Annotated in this window: 18 protein-coding genes; 6 read left to right on the top strand and 12 right to left on the bottom strand. The window is 43.6% G+C overall.

Annotated features, from left to right (window positions below; translation table 11 throughout):
- The first annotated feature begins 39 nt into the window (after positions 1 to 39).
- Positions 40 to 1437 (top strand): dihydrolipoyl dehydrogenase, encoded by a 1398-nt coding sequence (lpdA, locus tag QY309_00470; protein WKZ59961.1) that lies wholly within the window; start codon positions 40 to 42, stop codon positions 1435 to 1437.
- A gap of 11 nt (positions 1438 to 1448) precedes the next feature.
- Here the strand turns inward: lpdA and QY309_00475 are convergent, their stop codons facing one another.
- Positions 1449 to 2606, bottom strand: a complete 1158-nt coding sequence (locus tag QY309_00475) for a DUF4105 domain-containing protein (protein WKZ59962.1) — start codon at positions 2604 to 2606, stop codon at positions 1449 to 1451.
- Between the two features lie 56 nt (positions 2607 to 2662).
- On the opposite strand from QY309_00475, the gene QY309_00480 reads away from it, so the two are divergent.
- The 3 genes from QY309_00480 to QY309_00490 all read left to right on the top strand — a co-directional run bounded on the left by QY309_00480 (position 2663) and on the right by QY309_00490 (position 7729).
- Positions 2663 to 3982 carry an ATP-binding protein gene (locus QY309_00480; protein WKZ59963.1) on the top strand — a complete coding sequence of 440 codons (1320 nt, stop codon included), beginning with the start codon at positions 2663 to 2665 and terminating at the stop codon, positions 3980 to 3982.
- Positions 3982 to 5001 carry an SPASM domain-containing protein gene (locus QY309_00485; protein ID WKZ59964.1) on the top strand — a complete coding sequence of 340 codons (1020 nt, stop codon included), beginning with the start codon at positions 3982 to 3984 and terminating at the stop codon, positions 4999 to 5001. Before QY309_00480 ends, QY309_00485 begins: the two co-directional genes overlap by 1 nt.
- Positions 5002 to 5326: 325 nt before the next feature.
- On the top strand, positions 5327 to 7729 hold the full coding sequence (locus QY309_00490) for an ABC transporter permease (GenBank protein ID WKZ59965.1): 2403 nt from the start codon (positions 5327 to 5329) through the stop codon (positions 7727 to 7729).
- Positions 7730 to 7788: 59 nt separating this feature from the next.
- On the opposite strand, the gene QY309_00495 is transcribed toward QY309_00490, so the two are convergent.
- From QY309_00495 to QY309_00545, 11 genes are all read right to left on the bottom strand, one after another.
- Positions 7789 to 8592, bottom strand: coding sequence for an inositol monophosphatase family protein (locus QY309_00495; GenBank protein WKZ59966.1), 804 nt, complete (start codon positions 8590 to 8592; stop codon positions 7789 to 7791).
- 41 nt (positions 8593 to 8633) lie between these two features.
- On the bottom strand, positions 8634 to 9317 hold the full coding sequence (rsmI, locus tag QY309_00500; protein WKZ59967.1) for a 16S rRNA (cytidine(1402)-2'-O)-methyltransferase: 684 nt from the start codon (positions 9315 to 9317) through the stop codon (positions 8634 to 8636).
- Entirely contained in the window at positions 9314 to 9547 is a 234-nt protein-coding gene (locus QY309_00505) for a 4a-hydroxytetrahydrobiopterin dehydratase (protein WKZ59968.1), read from the bottom strand. The genes rsmI and QY309_00505 overlap by 4 nt, the downstream gene beginning before the upstream one ends.
- A gap of 57 nt (positions 9548 to 9604) precedes the next feature.
- Positions 9605 to 9865 carry a DUF493 family protein gene (locus QY309_00510; protein WKZ59969.1) on the bottom strand — a complete coding sequence of 87 codons (261 nt, stop codon included), beginning with the start codon at positions 9863 to 9865 and terminating at the stop codon, positions 9605 to 9607.
- A gap of 55 nt (positions 9866 to 9920) precedes the next feature.
- A complete protein-coding gene (locus QY309_00515) occupies positions 9921 to 12026 on the bottom strand; it encodes a SurA N-terminal domain-containing protein (protein WKZ59970.1) in 2106 nt (701 codons plus the stop codon).
- A gap of 117 nt (positions 12027 to 12143) precedes the next feature.
- Positions 12144 to 13418, bottom strand: a complete 1275-nt coding sequence (locus tag QY309_00520; GenBank protein WKZ59971.1) for a hemolysin family protein — start codon at positions 13416 to 13418, stop codon at positions 12144 to 12146.
- A gap of 1 nt (position 13419) precedes the next feature.
- Positions 13420 to 13575, bottom strand: coding sequence for a hypothetical protein (locus QY309_00525; GenBank protein ID WKZ59972.1), 156 nt, complete (start codon positions 13573 to 13575; stop codon positions 13420 to 13422).
- Between the two features lie 30 nt (positions 13576 to 13605).
- Complete coding sequence (gene lptC / locus QY309_00530) at positions 13606 to 14154, bottom strand: LPS export ABC transporter periplasmic protein LptC (protein WKZ59973.1); 549 nt, start codon at positions 14152 to 14154, stop codon at positions 13606 to 13608.
- A gap of 52 nt (positions 14155 to 14206) precedes the next feature.
- Entirely contained in the window at positions 14207 to 15547 is a 1341-nt protein-coding gene (locus QY309_00535; protein WKZ59974.1) for a tetratricopeptide repeat protein, read from the bottom strand.
- A 10-nt stretch (positions 15548 to 15557) separates the two neighbouring features.
- The gene (locus QY309_00540; protein WKZ59975.1) at positions 15558 to 16835 is read right to left on the bottom strand and encodes a hypothetical protein; all 1278 of its coding nucleotides are present in this window, start codon (positions 16833 to 16835) and stop codon (positions 15558 to 15560) included.
- On the bottom strand, positions 16822 to 17541 hold the full coding sequence (locus QY309_00545) for a type III pantothenate kinase (GenBank protein WKZ59976.1): 720 nt from the start codon (positions 17539 to 17541) through the stop codon (positions 16822 to 16824). The genes QY309_00540 and QY309_00545 overlap by 14 nt, the downstream gene beginning before the upstream one ends.
- 29 nt (positions 17542 to 17570) lie before the next feature.
- Between QY309_00545 and QY309_00550 the strand changes: the two genes are divergently transcribed.
- The gene (locus tag QY309_00550) at positions 17571 to 18650 is read left to right on the top strand and encodes an anhydro-N-acetylmuramic acid kinase (GenBank protein WKZ59977.1); all 1080 of its coding nucleotides are present in this window, start codon (positions 17571 to 17573) and stop codon (positions 18648 to 18650) included.
- Positions 18651 to 18686: 36 nt separating this feature from the next.
- Complete coding sequence (locus tag QY309_00555; protein ID WKZ59978.1) at positions 18687 to 19913, top strand: Glu/Leu/Phe/Val dehydrogenase dimerization domain-containing protein; 1227 nt, start codon at positions 18687 to 18689, stop codon at positions 19911 to 19913.
- Positions 19914 to 19916: the final 3 nt, after the last annotated feature.

Raw genomic sequence — 19916 nt, forward strand, 5'->3', positions numbered from 1 at the left:
ATTTCATTTTTAAATAAAACCTGCTAAAAATATCTGTTTATGGATTATCAAGTTATCGTTATTGGTTCTGGTCCTGGAGGTTATGTGGCAGCCATTCGCTGTGCACAGCTCGGAATGAAAACGGCCATCGTTGAAAAATACAATACCCTTGGTGGTACATGTTTAAATGTGGGCTGTATTCCATCCAAGGCATTACTTGATTCATCTGAACATTTCCATAACGCGGAGCATACTTTTGCTGAACATGGAATCGATATCGCTAAGCCAAAAGCCAACCTGGCGCAAATGATCAAGCGCAAATCAGGCGTGGTGAAAGCCAATGTCGATGGCATTGCTTTTCTCATGAAGAAAAATAAAATCGATGTGCATACAGGAGTGGGTTCGTTTGTAGATAAGAACACCATCAAAATCACACCGGCTGATGGAAAGGAAAAAACCATAACAGGTGAAAAGATTATTATCGCAACGGGTTCAAAACCAACACCTCTTCCGTTCGCACCTTTTGATAAGAAGCGCATCATCTCCAGCACGGAAGCATTGGAGTTAAAAGAAATTCCCAAGCACCTGATTGTTGTGGGTGGAGGCGTAATTGGAATGGAGTTGGGATCGGTTTATGCCCGCATTGGTTCTAAGGTAACGGTGGTGGAATTTCTGGATAGCATTATTCCAACGATGGATGGCACAATGGGTAAAGAGCTGCAAAAGGCTACCAAAAAACTTGGGATGGAGTTTTTCCTCGGCCACAAAGTCACTTCGATTGAAAACAAAGGCAAGGAGGTTTTACTGAAAGCTGAAGACAAAAGCGGGAAGCAAATTGAATTGAAAGGCGATTATTGTTTGGTAAGCATTGGGCGTAGACCGTATACCGATGGTCTTGGGTTGGATAAGATTGGAATTGAAACCGAGCGCGGACAAATTCCTGTGGACAACCATTTACGCACCAAAGTGGATAACATTTATGCCATTGGCGATGTGGTACGCGGTGCGATGTTGGCGCACAAAGCTGAGGAAGAAGGCGTAATGGTTGCTGAGCAATTGGCCGGACAAAAACCACACATCAATTACAATTTAATTCCTGGTGTGGTGTACACCTGGCCTGAAGTGGCCAGTGTGGGATTCACCGAAGAACAACTAAAGAAAGATGGTCGCGCCTACAAAACCGGAACGTTTCCATACAAGGCGCTGGGCAGGGCACGGGCATCAATGGACCTTGATGGGCTGGTAAAAATTCTGGCTGATAAAAACACGGATGAAATTTTAGGTGTGCATATTATCGGTGCACGTGCTGCCGATATGATTGCCGCAGGGGTTGTGGCGATGGAATATCGCGCTTCAGCGGAAGATGTTTCGCGCATGAGTCATGCGCATCCAACGTACATGGAGGCCGTGAAAGAAGCATGCCTGGCAGCAACAGCCAACAGGCCAATTCATATGTAATAGCTGGCTGATTATTTTTTGTATTGAACAAACGCGCGCAGGCCAAGCATGATCACTAACGGTATCAGCGAATAATGCAACGTCTGCGGTAGCCATGCCCATGAAATGAGCAGAAGCACCTGAATGGCAAATACGATAAGGAAATATTTTTTTACCCATTCACGGGGTTTAAAAATCAGAAATGCTGCAATCAAATTGGTAGGTATTGCCCACAGTACGTTCATATTGTTGGCTGCAGCCTTGTGATCGGTGGCAACCCAAAGTAAAAACAGCAGTAGACCCACCAAACCGGTAACACCAAACACCAGCGCATCAAACCAGTCTGATGTTTTCTTTCGTTTAAAATTGTAAAAGGTAATCGCTACACCGAACAAGGCAAAAAGTGAGAATGCATAAACCGGTTGAAAAATACCGTTGCTGAATTCTTGTGGAACGGGTTGATAGCGAATAAATTTTTCCTTTACCAGAGGTTGTCCGTTAATAGTAGCATGATCAAATCCTTGCTCTACATAATCGGGCAAGAACATGTGTTCATAGGGTGTTGCCATTTTGTCCATAGGCAGGCCTAGGCAGAGGTCGATGCCTAAATCACCCCAAGGTTGATATTTTAGATAAAGGTCGGTTAGCGCGCGTATGGACAGCGGTTGGGTGATGTGTGATCCATCAAAAACCACCGCATCGCCAAAAACTTTCTGAACAATTTCCGGAAGCTTAGTGGCGCAGTTGTCGTAGAAGTAATCGTAAAAATAGAATTGATTTTCGGGTTTGGCATTCCACACCAGGTAATCAAAGAGTTTTTGTTTTTGTTCGTAGGTTAAATTAAGCACTTGCTCGTGCACGTACCGGTTGTAGTACTGGTACACATATTCAAATCGTTCATAGTCTTGTACGGCCAGCCGATAGCGGTTATGCCCGCGGGCAAAGTTGAGGTAAAAGTTAGGTTGTTCGAAGTCGAAAACACCGTAGTTGAATGCTGCATTAATCCCGTTAGCCGGATCATACACCCGAAAGGCACTATGACCAAATGCCGTGAATACGGCCTCTTGTCCCGGGCCACAGGTAATCACTGAAATTTCAGCTTGCTCAGAAAGCTGTCGCGCAATCGCAACCTGCGCAATTAACCACAGTAGAAAAAACAACACCTTTTTCATGCGGTGAAAGATGGCCAATAAATAAGATTAATTCAAACAACTTACTATTTTGCCCTTTTTGATTTTTCTATGAAATGATGTTGCGTTTGAAGGCAATAGGGGATTGGCTGGGCATCAGGCACCCGGAGGACACCGGTATATTTTTTACGACCAGACGGGCCGTGCTATATACACGAATTCTGATGGTTACCGCATTAGCAGTTTTCATTACGCTTATAAAGGATGTTATTGATCAGGGATTTGCCTTTGTGCCGCTGGTTGTATTTTTTCTTTCAATAGTCATCTTTGTTTCCATTGTTCTAAATCGTAATGGAAGAGCAACCAGTTCAAAGGTTATTTTTTTACTATTGATGAACCTGGTAATTGGCCTCCTATGCTCGGTTGTACCACCCGAGCGTCTTGCTTTTGTATATTTCTTCCCACTGTTGATTATGGCATTTGTGATCTTTGAAGATCATCAGAAAGCGCACCAGCGTCTTTTCATCGGAGTATCTGCCACCATGTTGTTGTTGCTGGTTAGCACCGACTTCAAACTTTTTTGGGATTATCAATTGTCTGTTTCAGAATTGGGACAAAAGAATATGGTGATTAATATCATCGTAACCATTGTAATCATTACTCTATGTGTTGATTTTTTGATCCGTACCAATAAGCGTGCTGAAGAAAGCCTGAAAAAGCAAGCCACCTTTATCGCACAGCAAAATCTGGAACTAAAAAAGATAAATGCAGAGCTTGATCGCTTTGTCTACAGTGCTTCGCACGATCTCCGTGCGCCATTGGTTTCCATTCAGGGTCTTTCAAAGTTGGCCATTGCAGAATCGCAGAGTGAGATTGACCGGAAATACTTTAAGTTGATTAACGACCGTGTTATCAGGTTAGATGATTTTATTCGCGACATTATCGAATACTCGCGGAATGCCCGGACAGAGCGGAAACTTGAATCGTTCTCATTAAATCCAATGATCAACGAAGTAATTGAAAACCTGAAATACATGGAGGGCGCTGACCGGATAACATTTTCAGTATGTTCTAATGTGGAAGAAGTACATACTGACAAAAGCCGGTTAAAGGTTGTGTTGTCTAACATTATTTCAAATGCAATCAAATATCACAACCTACGGCAAGATAATCCGAATGTAGAAATTGTATCCAACCAACTTGAATCGACAGTGTGTATTCGTATCAAAGACAACGGAATCGGTATACCGGAGGAGGCTCGTGAGAAAATTTTCGATATGTTTTACAGAGCAAGTGATCGGGCTGGCGGTTCAGGGCTTGGGTTGTATATTGTAAAGGAAATAGTAGAAAAACTGGAAGGTAGCATTACTGTGAGTTCAGTGTTTGGAGAGGGAACAACCTTTGAGGTACGCATTCCGGTTCAACTTCAGGTATAATGGCAAATTTCCACGATATAGTAAATGGAATTTCGAAAACAACCCCACAGCGTGCTTTGAATGCGGCACGTATCTGGTCGAGTTATTATCGATCCAGATTAACGGGGAAACCGACTATCAGTGGCTTACCCATTAGCATTTCCATTGAGCCCACTACCAGTTGCAATTTGCGCTGCCCCGAATGTCCAAGCGGATTGCGATCCTTTACACGCCCTACGGGTATGCTCCAGCAGAAGCTGTTCACCGATGTGATTGACCAACTTGCTCCAAAACTTAGTTACCTGATTTTTTATTTTCAGGGCGAACCCTATCTAAATCCCAACTTTCTGGATATGGTGCAATATGCGAGTGAGCAGGGAATCTATACCGCCACATCAACCAATGCCCATTACCTCACAGCAGAAAATGCAAAGCGTACACTTGCGTCTGGCCTGGATAGACTTATCATTTCCATTGATGGTACAACACAGGATACGTATCAGGCGTATCGGGTAGGCGGCAGTCTGGAGAAAGTAATTGAAGGAACCCGTCAAATTGTTGCCTTGAAGAAAGAATTGAAATCAAAAACACCTCACATTGTATTTCAATTTTTGGTGGTGAAACCCAATGAACATCAGGTTCCTGAAGTGTATAAACTCGCGAAGCAATTGGAAGTGGATGAGGTGGTGCTAAAGACCGCACAAATCTATGATTATGAAAATGGATCTGATTTAATTCCTGTTCAGGATAAATATTCCCGGTATCGAAAAACAGCAACTGGAAAATTTGAGATCAAAAACAGTCTCGATAACCACTGTTGGAAAATGTGGCACAGTTGCGTGATAACCTGGGATGGTAAAGTTGTGCCGTGCTGCTTTGATAAAGATGCTCATTTTGTATTGGGCGACCTGAACAAAAACGCATTTGAAGAAATCTGGTTTGGCGATCAGTACAATCAATTCCGTTCTACCTTACTTAAATCCAGAAAGGAAATCGAAATCTGTAAGAATTGTACAGAAGGAACGAAGGTTTGGGCTTAATTAACCTTTTCGTTGGATTTGCTTCTCGATAGTTGCGAAGTCAATACCGCACTTGCCACAGCCTGATGCGCATGACCTGGCCTGAAAAGAGCGGTAAACCACCCGACCAAGATAAAAGGTGGCACCCACAAAAATCAGCGCAACAACGATCCCTTGAAACATGCTTCAAAAATAGACAAAATCGACTGTTTTAACCGTCCGGTTACGGACGAAAAATGCCGTATCTGGACATCAGGCTTTTTGTTTTGGCCCGATTTGAATGTTTTAAACAGCTTTCGACTCTGGCACTCCATTTGGCAAACCCGGTTCGAATTGATAACCAGTTATGGTAAAGAATTACCTCAAAACTGCTTTCCGGAATCTTTGGCGTGAGAAAGGAAGCGCATTTATTAATATTTCAGGACTTACCCTGGGCATTACCAGTTCATTGGTTTTATTCCTCTTGATAAAACACTCCATCAGTTTTGATACCTTTCATACAAATCGGGATCGGATTTATCGGGTTGTTTCGCAATCACAAGGAAACGATGGGTTGCATTTCACTCCCGGAGTACCTGCGGTGTTACCCGATGCCTTTGCAACGGATTTCCCTGAGGCGAAACAAGTAACTTTTACCTCGTATCGGGCCGGAAGTTTGGTTACCATTCCGCAGCCGGATGGTGAGCCAAAGAAGTATGATGAGAGTAGCGGGGTTGTATATGCGCAACCTAATTTCTTTAGCATTTTCGACCGCAAGATTTTGATTGGCGATGCCGAGAAAGGGTTGGATGAACCAAATGAAGTAATTCTTTCAGAACGGGCTGCCATCAAATATTTTGGAAAAGCAGATGCGATAGGAGAGGTTGTCAGGTTTGAAAACCAGGAATACCGCGTAACAGCCATCATGGAAAATTATCCGGATAACACGGATTTTCCATTTGATGTGATGCTATCATACAGCACAATTAAAAGTAGCAACGAGCGAGGATGGGGAAGCACCTGGAGTGATGAACAATGTTACATCCTGTTGGATGAGGCTGTGAGCATTTCTCAATTGGAGGCCCGCATACCTGCATTTGTGGAAAAACATTTGGGTGACGATAATCCCAACCAACGCACTTTCCTTTTTCAACCACTACGCGAAATTCATTTTGAGGATCGGTTCGGAAATTACAATTATAACACCACACCGCGTCCGGTACTTATTGCATTAAGCCTCATTGCCGTGTTTCTGATCCTAACAGCGTGTATAAATTTCATTAACCTGTCAACAGCAGAAGCAATAAAGCGTTCAAAAGAAGTGGGTATACGTAAATCGTTGGGCGGCACAAGACTTCAGCTGGTTATGCAATTTTTGGGTGAAACAACCTTGCTCACGCTGACTTCCGTTTTATTTTCGCTTGCCTTTACCCAGGTGGCGCTGAGTTTCTTAAATCCATTTATGGAAAAGAACCTGGCCTTAAACCTCAGCACTGATCCTTATGTATGGGTATTCTTAACCACCATTACCGTTGTGGTATCCTTGCTGTCGGGTTTGTATCCTTCCTTTGTTGTTTCGGGGTATAACCCGGCATTGGCGTTGAAAAATCTGATCAGTAATAAAAATTCCTCAGGTTATAATCTTCGCAGAAGCCTGGTAGTTTTTCAATTCTTCATTTCACAGTTCTTTATTATAGGTACGATTGTGCTGATCCGGCAAATGGATTTCATTCAGCAACGCGATTTGGGATTTGCAAAGGAGGCCATTATTTCGGTTCCTATTCCCGAGCGGGAGAATCCTGAGGACAATGATGGCTCCAGCAAGATGCGAACGTTAAGAAATGAATTGGCAGCACTTGCGGGCATAAATCTGGTAAGCCTGAACAATACACCACCGGCTTCTGGTAGTGTTTCTGGTACCGGTTTTACCATAGCGGGCAGTGACGAAAATTATGGGACACAACTCAAGTTGGTGGACGGCAATTACCTCGATTTATTTCAACTTGAATTATTAGCCGGCACCAAACTGGCAGATGGCGATACGGCAACAGGTTTTATCGTTAATGAGAAGTTGGTACAGACGGTTGGCATCAACGACATTCACGAAATTATCGGAAAAGAACTGAGCGTATGGGGCAACACACTTCCGGTAATTGGTGTAGTGAAGGATTTCAATACGGTGTCCTTATCGCAACCTATAGAGCCTGTTGTGATGTTTAACCGGATATCGAACTATGGAAATTTATCTGTTAAGTTGAATGGAGCGGATTTTCAGGAGACCATTGCCACAATTCAAAAAAAGTGGGAAGCAACTTATCCGGATCATATTTTCAGCTATGAATTTTTAGATGAGCAAATCCGATCCTTCTATGATGGTCAACGAAGAATTTCAATACTGCTAACCATCTTTACCTCCATGGCTATTTTTATAGGTTGCCTGGGCTTGTTCGGTTTAGCCACCTTCATGGCCACGCAGAAAACAAAAGAAATTGGTATACGAAAAATATTGGGTGCCTCTGTGAATAGCATTATCCTCAAATTTTCACGCGAATTTGTTTTACTGATTGGTTTGGGGTTTGTATTGGCGGCCCCAGCAGCGTGGCTTTTAATGCGTGAATACCTGAATCAGTTTGCGTACCGAATTGAATTAGGCCCCGTAATTTTTCTTGTGGGTATTGGCATTACCTTGATTATTGCGTTGCTGACAGTTGGGTATAAATCGTTTAAAGCGGCTACGGTTAATCCGGTAGACTCTTTGCGCTATGAATAACATTTCCTTTGGTGGTCTGGAAGCCTCATCTCTCTGCGAGGCTTTCGGATTACCAGGGGTTACTTCTTAAACCACCGCGATTGAATCACTTCCTGCATCTGGGCGTGCACACCTCCTGCAGCAATTAACTCTCCACCATACAAAAAATTATCACCGCCTGAAAAGTCTGTAACTTTTCCACCGGCTTGTTGAACAAGGAATGCACCTGCGGCAACATCCCATGCATTAAGGTTATATTCAAAGAAACCATCCATTTTTCCGCTGGCCACATATGCCAGGTCCATAGCGGCACTGCCCAACCTGCGTATGCCGTGCGTTTCTTCCAGAAATAATTTTATGATATCCAGGTATACATCGCGCTTATCGAAGTGGTAATATGGGAAGCCCGTTGCCAGCAAACTTTCGCGCAAGGTGTTAACAGATGAAACATGAATTTGAAGATCGTTACAAAAGGCCGGTTGATTTTCAATCGCATGGTAACAATCATTATTCGAAACATCATACACTACACCCAATACTACTTTGTTCTTGTAGGCCAAGGCAATGCTAATGGCAAATACCGGTAAACCATGCATAAAGTTGGTTGTTCCGTCTAACGGATCAATGATCCAGATGTATTCCTGATCTTTCGATGCATCAGCCGTTCCTTCTTCCGTAACAAAACCACTGGCTGGAATAAATTTTTTCAAGGCCTCTACCAGGCGGAATTCTGCTTCCTTATCTACATAAGAAACCAGGTTGTTAAAGCCCTCTTTAAATTCAATTTTTGAACGATCAAATTCAGCAGCCTCTTTGCGGATGAAAGCGCCCACCTCGCGACAAAGTTGAATTACATCTTTTTCTAAAGCAGCCAACGGTATCATAGACGTATATAAAATTGGAACACAGTACTACCCAAAATGTTTTAAGGCTTTCCACCTACAACAATTACAATTTCTCCTTTTACTTCTTTGGCCGAAAACCACGCATGAACTTCCTCCAGGCTTCCGTTTTTTGTCTCTTCATAGAGTTTCGTCAATTCCCGCGAAACGGATGCGGGCCGATCGGCCCCGAAATATTCTTTAAATTGATCCAACGTTTTTACCAACCGGTGTGGTGATTCGTAGAACACCATGGTTCGCTCTTCTTCTGCCAATTTTTTTAGCAACGTTTGCCGGCCTTTCTTGTGTGGTAAAAATCCTTCGAACACAAAACGATCGCAGGGCAGTCCAGATTTAACAAGGGCCGGAACAAAAGCTGTCGCCCCTGGCAGGCATTCCACTTTTATATCTGCCTGAAGGGCTGCCCGAACAATCAAAAAGCCCGGATCGGAAATTCCCGGTGTTCCCGCATCACTTACCAGCGCCATTGTTTCACCTTGCTGCAAACGCTTTACCAGTCCTTCAACAACTTTATGTTCGTTAAAATTATGAAAGCTTTGAAGCGGCCGGCTAATGCTGTAATGCTTTAACAACTTTCCGGAGGTGCGTGTATCTTCAGCCAAAATCAAATCAACAGCTTTGAGCACCTCCAACGCGCGAAGGGTAATATCCCCTAAATTGCCAATGGGAGTTGGAATAATATATAGCGATGATGCAAGTGCGGTCATGAAGCCAATGCATCAATGGCTTCAGCCAGTTTTAAATCTTTTTCGGTTACGGTGTTACCGGCATCATGGGTACATAGTTCAAAGCTTACGGTATTCCAGGTGTTCGACCAGGTGGGGTGGTGATTCATTTTTTCAGCTACCAATGCCACTTTCGTCATAAATCCGAAGGCCTCAGTAAAGTCTTTGAATACGAATTTCTTAATCAATTTATTGTTTTCCGTCTTCCACATTTCCTTATCCTATTTTGATTAGAGACGAAATTACAAAATTTGACTGCCAATACAGGCCTAGAGGGCAATCAATCCTTCAATGGTGGCAGCTTTCTGGTAGATTTCGATAACGACATCACTGGAGGGGGCCATAATCTGAACGGTAATACTGGTATAATTACCCTGGCTGGACGCCTTTTCGGTAATATCGTGTGTTGGGAAAATGTTTCTTACTTCGATCTCCTTGCCTTTTGGAACAATGAATTTAAACATATACAACGATGGCCAGCTATAGTGTTGGTCAAGTTTTGTACGGAAAGATTCAACTGAGTGGTCCATAAAATAAAAACGTCCGGAGGTTCACCCCGGACGTTCCCTAAGGTGTTAACTTAAATTAATAAAACTTATAACGTTTATCAACGATCTGTGCGTTTTGCTTTATTGCTTCTGCAATGCTGCTGGTATTTCTATTCACCGCGCTTTGCTGCAATTGGGTTTTGAATAAGGTGTAGTCGCCAACAGCGGGAGCTGATGTCTTGGTTTGCGTCTCAATCAGTAGTACACCACTCTCACCGGCATAAGGTGCTGCGCGCTTACCATCCTCAAGAGAAAATGCCATGCCTACCGCTACCGGATCGAACCCAGCTGAGGTGAGGGTATTGGTGTTCAACTTCAAGCTGCTATTGGTGTATACCGTAGCATCTTTGCCATAAGCTGCAGCCATTTCATCCAGGGTTCCCTGAAGCTTGTTAAGCTTATCGGTAATAATTTTTCCTTTCAACTCATTTTTAACAGCCGGTGTAATTTCCTCTTTAACAACCTCAAGCGGCTTATAACCTTTCTCAATTTCACCAGTCATTACGGCTACAGCATACTGATCCTGAAGGTCAAATACTTCTGAAACCTTGTCAACTTCTGCATCACGGAACAGCCATTGTACCAAGGCACGTGCTTCGCCCAAATTGCTTACCCTGCGATCTGCCGGCTTTACATTCTTAGCTTCAAAAACCACGTAGCCTTCTTGTTGTGCGCGTTCAACAAATTCTTTCTCACTGCCGAGTTCGCTGGCGAACATTTCGGCTTTGCGAATGGCATTGTTGATGGACGCATCACTGGGTATGATGTCGCGATCAATAACCGCAACTTCATAATAGTTGTTGTCCTTGGTTTCCGTTACATCAATGATGTGGTATCCAAAATCGGTTTCAACAACATCATTTAACACACCTTTTTTCGTAGCAGCAAAAACAGCTTCTTCAAAGGGTTTAACCATAGCACCGCTGCTGAACCAACCTAAGTCACCACCGCGGGTAGCTGTACCGTCTGTTCCGAACTCGCGTGCTTTGTCTGCAAAATCGGCACCTGCTTTAATGTCTTTCAGAATTTCACGTGCTTTTTCCTTTGCTGCTTTTTTGGAGGCTTCACTGTCATCATCCCAACGAATAAGGATGTGACTTGCGCGTGCATTGAAAATGGTGTCTTTTCCTATTTCCGATAGCTTGATCAGCTTATATGAACCCCCATCCAAAAGCGGACCTTTCACTTCTCCAACGGTGAATTCAGCTAAGCTGATGCTCTCAGGAAGTGAAGAAGCGGTATAGCGGGTGTAAGCACTTTCCGCATTATCGGCATTGATCAATGCGAAAATGGAATCATTTTCTGCTGTTTTGAAGTCGGCAGCTAGACGAGACAATTCCTCGCGGAAAGAAAGCGAATCTTCAGCAGAGGGTACCACTTCAAAGTTTACCACTTTCATGTCGCGGGTGTGCTCGCTCTTGTATTTTTCTTTGTTCTTGTTGTAATAGGCTTTCAAGTCAGCATCACTAACCGTTACTGCGGTATCGCTTACTGAAAAGTAAGGAACATACAGGTATTTAATTTCAGCTACATCGTTTTGCAGGTGATATTCTTTTTCGGCTTCTGCCGAGGTGATGTATGCACTCTTGATTAACAGGTTTTCATATTTGATACGCTGACGACCAGGTTGTAAATCACGTTGGAAGATTTCCCATTGCATGCGCTCAGGCGAAGCTTCCGGAGCCAGCTTGATGTTGGAGATGTAATTGCTCAATAGACTACGATCAAACTGACCGGTTTCCGGATTGGTAAACGATTGCTTAATGCCTTCGTTAATGTTTTTACCGGTGATCATGTCCACCATTTCATCATCGGTAACGGTTACACCCAATTTTTCGAACTGTGGTTCAATGGCATGGCGGAGAATCAGCATTTCCCAAGCCTGCTCACGCAGGGTTGGCATTTCAGCATCGCCCGGCTGCCGGTTGAAGTACATCATGTAGTTGGCCTCGCGTTCGCGCACTGCCTGCTGGTATTCGTTCAAGGTAACGGTGTGGCCAGCAATTTCGCCAACAGAATCATCATCGAAGAGAAAAGAGTTGTTGCTGAAAAGATCGCCTAAAACGAAGGCTGAGATGGCTACAAATACAAAAACCACCACCCAGGTGCCCATCTTACTTCTCAACGTTCCAATAAATGCCATAAGTCAAATTTTAAAGACCGCAAATTTAACCCGCTTTATGGATTAGAAAAACAGGTTTTTGAAAATAAACGGAGAATTATTGTAGTAGTAATTCGCTGAAAATGAGGCTTTTAAAAGCTAATCCTCGGCTTGGTAAGTCATCAACACCGTATCGATGCGATTGTCGAGGGTAGATTGCACGGTAAACGTAAACGGGGGTATGTAAATGGTTTCTCCGGCATCCGGAAGATTCTCGGTGTAATTGAGAATAAGCCCTCCCAAGGTTTCGTATTCCCCAACTGGAAGGGACCAGCCATAAGCATCATTTAGGTAATCAATTTCGAGGCGCGCACTCAGCAGCCACGTATTTTTATCCAGTTGTTGCTCAGTCAGGTCATCCTCATCGTGTTCGTCTTCAATCTCCCCAAAAATTTCTTCAATCACATCTTCCATGCTCACCAAGCCGGAAGTGCCTCCAAATTCATCTACCACAACCGCCAGGCTTTTTTGCTCGTTGATGAAACGAATCATCAGCTCGTTGGCGAGAATGGTTTCGGGCACGATGATGATGGACGTGAGGATGTCTTCAATTTTTTCTGGTTTTTTGAACAACTCTGAAGAGTGGCAATACCCGATTACATCGTCAATACTTTCTTTGTAAATAAGAATTTTTGAGTGCCCGCTTTCCACAAAAGCCTGACGAAGTTTTTCAATTCCATCCTGTACGTCAACCGCTACGATCTCTGTTCGGGGTATCATGCATTCGCGCACACGCACCGACTTAAATTCCAAGGCGTTGTGAAAAATCTTTTTATCCAGTTCAATGTCTTCATCCTCATGCTTTACACGTTGCATGTTTTTGAGGTAATGATTCAAATCGGTTAAACCAAACACCGGCTTTTCATCGGAATATTCTGTTCTGAAAATTTTAGTGATGACAAATTTGGATAGGGATACGATGAAGATCACCACTGGAAACAGTGCGTAATACATGATGTTGAAAGGAACGGCCAAAGCCGTAAGCATGAAATTCGGATTGATCAGGAATAAACTCTTCGGGAGAAACTCAGCTGTAAAAAGAACAATTACGGTTGCCAGCATGGTTTGTATAATCATGATGGTTGCATCATTCTGCACATCATCCGGAAGCACGAACTGAAGTTGCGGTTCCAGCAATTGGGCCATAAAAATTCCATACAACACAAGGGCGATGGTGTTACCGATCAGCGTTGTGCCGATAAACATCGAAGGCTTCTTAATGAATTTCGAAAAGATTTTGCCCGAAAGAATGCCTTGTTTTCCTTGCAGTTCTAACTGAAGCTTATTGGCCGAAATAAAGGCGATTTCTATTCCTGAAAAGAAGAAGGAAAAAACCAATGAAATGAGGATCAACGTGATCAGCAGCGGATCCATACTACTTCCGTTTACGATAAGTAAGTACAAAAAAGAAAATAATGGAGAGCATAATCGCCCAGTAGGCGTGGCCAAGTCCAAGCGTCATAATCTGATGAATGCCGATGATCAGAAACACAACAGAAAGGGACAGCAACAATATATCCGGTAACTTCATAACCTATGCAAAGATAGTGAATTTGAAGCGCTATTGCCGTTGTATGGTTGCTGGCTCGCCTTCTTCAATGGTAAATTCACCTTGAGGCTTTTTGATGGTGTAAGCCGACATGTCTTGCTTGGCTTCCAGGCCTTCACCATAAATCACCTCCGTTTGCATGCGTATGGTTACAAACTTGTCGGTGTAAATCTCTTCTTTCTCAGGTTTCCAAAAGAGCTCTTCGGTGTTAAGCTGTTCGTTCTTATCCAGGTTTATCACTTCAACTTTACCGGTAGCTTTCCAGAGGTTGTCTTTCTTGGTGTAGTAGGCAAAGTTTGCGCGCAACGTAGAGGTGAGCGTGCCATCTTCGCCAAAGAACTCCAGGTAGATACCTTTCGGGAATTCCCGATCACCACTCTGGTATTCGTATACCCTATCGGCCAGCATTTTTACTTTAACCGCTTGATTTTCGCTATAGAATAATTCTACATTCTCAGCTTCACGATACGGACCGTCATATTCTACGGGCTGCGTCAATTCTCCTTTTCCACAACCGAAAAGGTAAAGCAGTGCAAACGCTATGTAAATTTTTCTAAGCATAAATGAAAAAGGCCATAGCTGAACTATGGCCTTTTGATAATATCGAATGTGGTTAGTCTCTTGTACGAATGGTTACCGATTCACCAATCCAGCAGCCTACGCGTTGGGTATCGCCTGCCGACCAGTTCACCAAAAAGATATCTTCTTTCGAAGGAAATTGGTCTTTAGCCATGGCCATTTTCTTGGCTTCACCCGCACGCTGGTACATATCGTAAGCAGCTAAATACACCAAACGATCTTCTGCCATGCTTTCCTTCTTGGCACAGTCATTAAAGCTTCCGTAGTACAGGTCGCCAATTCTTTCGTACGCTTCCTTCTTGGAAGGATCTGCGGCCAATGCTTGACGAAACAAATCGCGGGCTGCTGATTTTGAGCCGTTTCGGGATTCGATGGTTCCTTGGTATATTAAGATATCAGCTTTTTCAGAGTTACCGGGTGCTACTTCCAGTGCTTGCTTAAACTTCTCAGATGCCTTGGAGAAATTCTCCATTGCCATGTAACGAATACCGACATTTTTCAAGATTCCATAATCCTTTTCTTCTTGAATGATTCTTTCAGCTGCTTCTAACCACAATGGATCATCTGTACACTTGTCCTGCAGCATGAATACGAATATTTTTTTTGCAAGACCAAGGTCAGAAGGATTTTGTTTGAATTTTGGACCCAATTTGGTTCTTGCGAAATCGCAATTAATCTCAATCAAACCAAATAAGATTTTATCAACTTCTTCTTTCCATGTTCTGTAACGGGTAACAAGTTCGTTCTTTCCTTGGCTTGAGGCCAATTTAATTTTCGTATCAAGAATACTTTGAATTACGTCATAACGTTCAAGCACTTCATCATCTGTCAGGTTTTTCAATTTAAGCTTATTGATTCTCACAACCTGCATATATGGAATGAGTGTTCCATCAAGAATGTCGTTGCCGTTAAGCTTGAAGGCCTGATCCATTAGATCAAGAACAAATCTTTCTTTACCACTTTCGTTTGCCCAGAAAATAACTGCAGCTAAAGCTTTTCTGTTAATCACGTTTGCTTCTTCACCGCAATATTTGATACGTAAATCATGAATCAAAAGCAGGGAATCAACCAACACGTTTTGCTTCGCATTGTCTTTTTCGGCACGGGCCAGGTTTTGATAAATCTCAGCGCCATTGATATAGATGCTGGTATTTAAATCAGGTGTGTTCTTCAACAGCCAATCCAGGTGTGGCTTGGCCTTTGCAAATTCTTTGTTCTTACGATAATCATCATACAGTGAAATTTTCTCCTCTGCTTTGGCCTTCATCTCGGGATCTTCCGGGAATTTCCACTCCTTGCATTGTGAAAATGCAGGGGTAAGGCTCACAAACAGAGCTACAAACAGAAAAATGGGCGCTACTAACTTTTTCATCATCTTTTAGTTTCTAATCAAATCTTCTTCTAATAAACCACTGGTCGTTAAACGTGATGCCAAAGTAAACTCGGTAATACGACTCTTCTAAAACGTTTTCTGATCTATCGCCTCGTTTGCCTGTGCTAAAGGCAAAATCAAGACTTGAACGGCCAGCTGGCATGGAAAACCCAAAATTAATGCCAAAATCCCTAAGCTGATTGTTATTTATCAAAAAAGGTGCGTTTTCGTAGTGAATACCCGCTCTATAGGTGATTCTTTTCAGATAATTATCGGACAACGGGTCGGGAGTAAACTCGCCTCCTGTGGAGAATCGCCAATACTCACCCAAATTCTGGGTGTCCTCGTCATTTAAACTGCTGAAATCAGACCAGTTCTGAATCGTATATTCTGCTCCGGCCGACCACTTGGTGCCTTTGCTGATGGCAAAACCTGCTGTGAGTGATGAGGGATACTTAATGGTTCCGCGTGTTTCCACCAGCGTATCAGAGGTAGTAGGTGTGCCGCTTACAAATCTGCGTTGAAACACAGTTCTTTTTCGTGCACGCATGTCGGTGCTCAGGCTGTAGGTTAAACCAGCACTGATCCGGTACTCATCTCGTTTACCGATTGAGTCTTGTGAGAATGACAAGCCACCGGTAAACTGAAAATCTTTAATGTACGTTTGTTCATTCACCGCAACGGTGTATCCAACCGGTTGCGATACATCAGCCAGCGTATTGGTAAAGTCATTGATTACGGATCCGAATAAGTAAGCGGCTTTTATACCTACCGACCAGTTATCGTGTATACGCACACCGTTCGACCAATATAATTGTGAGAGTCCGCCACTTCCCTGCTCGGTTATGGAAACCGTATCCTGATCATTGGAACCCTCAACAGTCTGTAAATATTCCAACCGGTAATTCACATTGGTTAATGGCATTAATCCTACCGAAGTAGACCACTTGCCGGGCTTAACCGGAAATGCAGTAACGAGGTAATTCAAATTACCATTTGTGTTCTGCGAGTTAATGGTGTCACCGGAGATGGTTTTCGATTCCAGCAGTGCACCAGCCTGGAATACTGTATAATAGTTAAAAACAAGCAAGGCTGGATTTTGATTGTTGGCAAACCAGAACTGGGGCTGACTAACACCTGTTCCACCCATAGCCTGATTTTGTATGAGCGCATTTCCGTAAGGCTCACCAATGCCAAATGTTGAGAAGGGTGAGCGCGTGGCCTGACTGAAGACAGAGAAGGATAAAACCGATAAAATCAGAAAAAGGAAAAACGACTTAGTTAACGACATTATGTAATAAAATTCGGTTTAAACCTATCAGCACCAGATTTGGGCACGCAAATATGGCCGCTTTCAGTTGGTTTTCAAAAAAGGGTACATCTCCACCACATAAAATCACCTGTAATTCGGGATATTTTGCCCGATATCGGTCAATTATACCATCAATTTCATCAACCATACCCAAGGTTATGCCACTCTGAATACAGCTTTCGGTGCTATTTCCGATCAACTCCGGATCAGCTTTAGGCACTACTAACGGCAGTTTAGCAGTAAACGTATGCACAGCCTTAAAGCGCATAGCTAATCCGGGCGAGATGCCACCGCCATGGTAGTTATGCTTGCTATCCACAAAATCGTACGTGATACACGTGCCTGCATCTATGACAAGAGTATTTTTTGAGGGAAAAAGTTGTATCGCTCCGCATGCTCCGGCAATTCGGTCGACACCCAATGTGTTGGGCGTTTGGTAAAGGTTATTGACGGGCAATGGCAACGTTGAGGTGAGTTTGATTTTTTTTCTGACGTGTGTCGCCAGGTTTATCAGGTGATCTGCATCCGCATTCACAGAACTCACAATCAGGTTTTCTGCTTTTGTTTGTTGAAGATAATTTTCCAACTCACCAACAGATGACAACACTCTTTTTTCAACAAGATTTTCCTGATCGAAAATGGCTACCTTCGTTGATGTATTGCCGGAATCAATTACCAGGTTCATGGTATGCGTAAATTGGAACGGATAAAAGTATGGATTCGAAACAGAAATATAAAGTATTGGGGCTGATGTCGGGCACATCTTTGGATGGGGTTGATATTGCTTGTTGTACATTTCAACTCAAATCAGCACAATGGCAATTTAAAATTGAGAAGGCTGTTACCATTCCCTACACGTCCTCATGGATAGCAAAACTATCAACTGCACATTTGTTATCGGGTGAGCAGTTACTTGAATTGCATGCTGCTTATGGTACGTACCTGGGTGAGCGCTGCAAAAAATTCATGCAGCTTTATGGCATCAGGCAAGTTGATTTTATCGCGTCTCATGGGCATACCATTTTTCATCAGCCCGATAAACAGTTTACGTTTCAGTTGGGCGATCTTCATGCGCAGCATGTGGCATCGGGTAAACCCGTAGTTTCTGATTTCAGAAGCCTGGATGTTGCTTTAGGCGGGCAGGGTGCTCCGTTAGTACCCATTGGCGATCAGTTGCTTTTTCAAGAGTATGATGTTTGCCTGAATCTTGGCGGTATTGCCAACATCTCGCAACAAGTTAAAGGCAAGCGAATGGCTTTTGATGTTTGTTTTGCCAACATGGGTTTGAATTACCTGGCATCAAAAGCAGGTAAGGAATATGATGCGGGAGGCAAAATGGCTGCTGATGGTGAGTTGGATTCGCGTATGCTTTCTGCGCTAGGGAAAGTGTACAGCAAAATCAATATGGAAAGACCTTCGTTAGGCCGCGAATTTTTTGAACAGAAAATAAAGCCCATACTTGATCGGGAAGAAATTTCTTTGTCCGATCGGCTGCACACGTTCACTGAATCCATCGCGATTGCGGTCGCGTCCTCGCTTCAATATTCAAAAAAGCGTATTACGGTGTTGTGTACCGGTGGAGGTGCATTTAACGCTTACCTGTTGTACAGAATGATTGAGCATTGTGGCGACCGGGCTGATTTGGTTGTGCCCGATGCAGATGTAGTTAAGTTTAAGGAAGCCCTCGTTTTTGCTTTTCTGGGGATCAGGCGTGTGCGAAACGAAATCAATTGCCTGAAATCAGTAACGCGTGCATCGCGTGATAGCAGCAGTGGTGTGTTGGTAGGTTTCTAAGGGTTTTACCATCTTTGCCGCCATAATTCCAAAACCATGCGCGAACTGCTTAAAAAGTTTGAGAATAAACGCCCCGAAATTGTATTTGAATGGAAAGATGCTGAAACCGAAGCGGAAGGCTGGGTGGTGATCAACTCGCTACGCGGTGGAGCAGCTGGTGGAGGAACACGCATGCGTGCAGGATTAGATAAGCGCGAAGTGGAATCACTGGCCAAAACCATGGAGGTGAAATTTACCGTTTCGGGTCCTCCGATTGGTGGCGCAAAATCAGGTATCAATTTCGATCCAAACGATCCGCGCAAAGCAGGTGTATTGCAACGGTGGTACGCGGCTGTTATGCCTTTGCTCAAATATTATTATGGTACCGGTGGTGATTTGAATGTCGATGAAATTCATGAAGTAATTCCCATCACGGAAGATGTGGGCATCTGGCATCCACAGGAAGGTGTATTTACCGGGCACTATAAACCTACCGAAGCACAAAAAGTAAATCGCATTGGTCAGTTAAGGCAAGGCGTTATAAAGGTTATTGAAGATGAACGCTTTACGCCATCACTTTCAAAAAAATATACCATTGCCGATATGTGCACCGGTTATGGTGTGGCTGAAGCCGTGAAACACTTTTATAATTTGTGGGGAGGCGATGTAAAAGGAAAGCGTGCCGTAGTGCAAGGCTGGGGCAATGTGGGCGCGGCAGCTGGTTTTTATCTCGCTAAGATGGGGGTAAAGATTGTGGGTATAATTTCGCGGGAAGGCGGGTTGTTGAATGATCAGGGTTTTTCGGTGGAGGAGATTGCTGAACTGGTGGTAAACCGGGTTCAAAACAAATTACATGCACCGGGATTGCTTTCGTTTGAAGAAGTGAATGAAAAAATCTGGGATCAGTCATTTGAAATTTTTATTCCGGCAGCAGCCTCGCGTCTGGTAACGCGCGAACAGGTTGACCGGATGATGGCATCAGGTCTGGAAGTATTTTCATGTGGTGCCAATGTTCCGTTTGCCGATCCGGAAATCTTTTTTGGTGCTACCGGCTTATATGCCGACCAGAAATTTTCGGTTATCCCGGATTTCATTGCCAACTGCGGCATGGCCCGCGTGTTTGCACACTTTATGGAGCGCGAGGTGTCCATGGATGATCAATCTATTTTTGACGACATCTCACACACCATCCGCAAAGCGTTGGAAAAAACGAAAGCAGTTAACCCCGATAAAACCGGAATAGCCCAGGCATCATTTGAAATTGCCTTGCAACAACTCGTATAATAC

The sequence above is a fragment of the Cyclobacteriaceae bacterium genome (genome assembly GCA_030584025.1).
Taxonomy (GTDB): domain Bacteria; phylum Bacteroidota; class Bacteroidia; order Cytophagales; family Cyclobacteriaceae; genus UBA2336.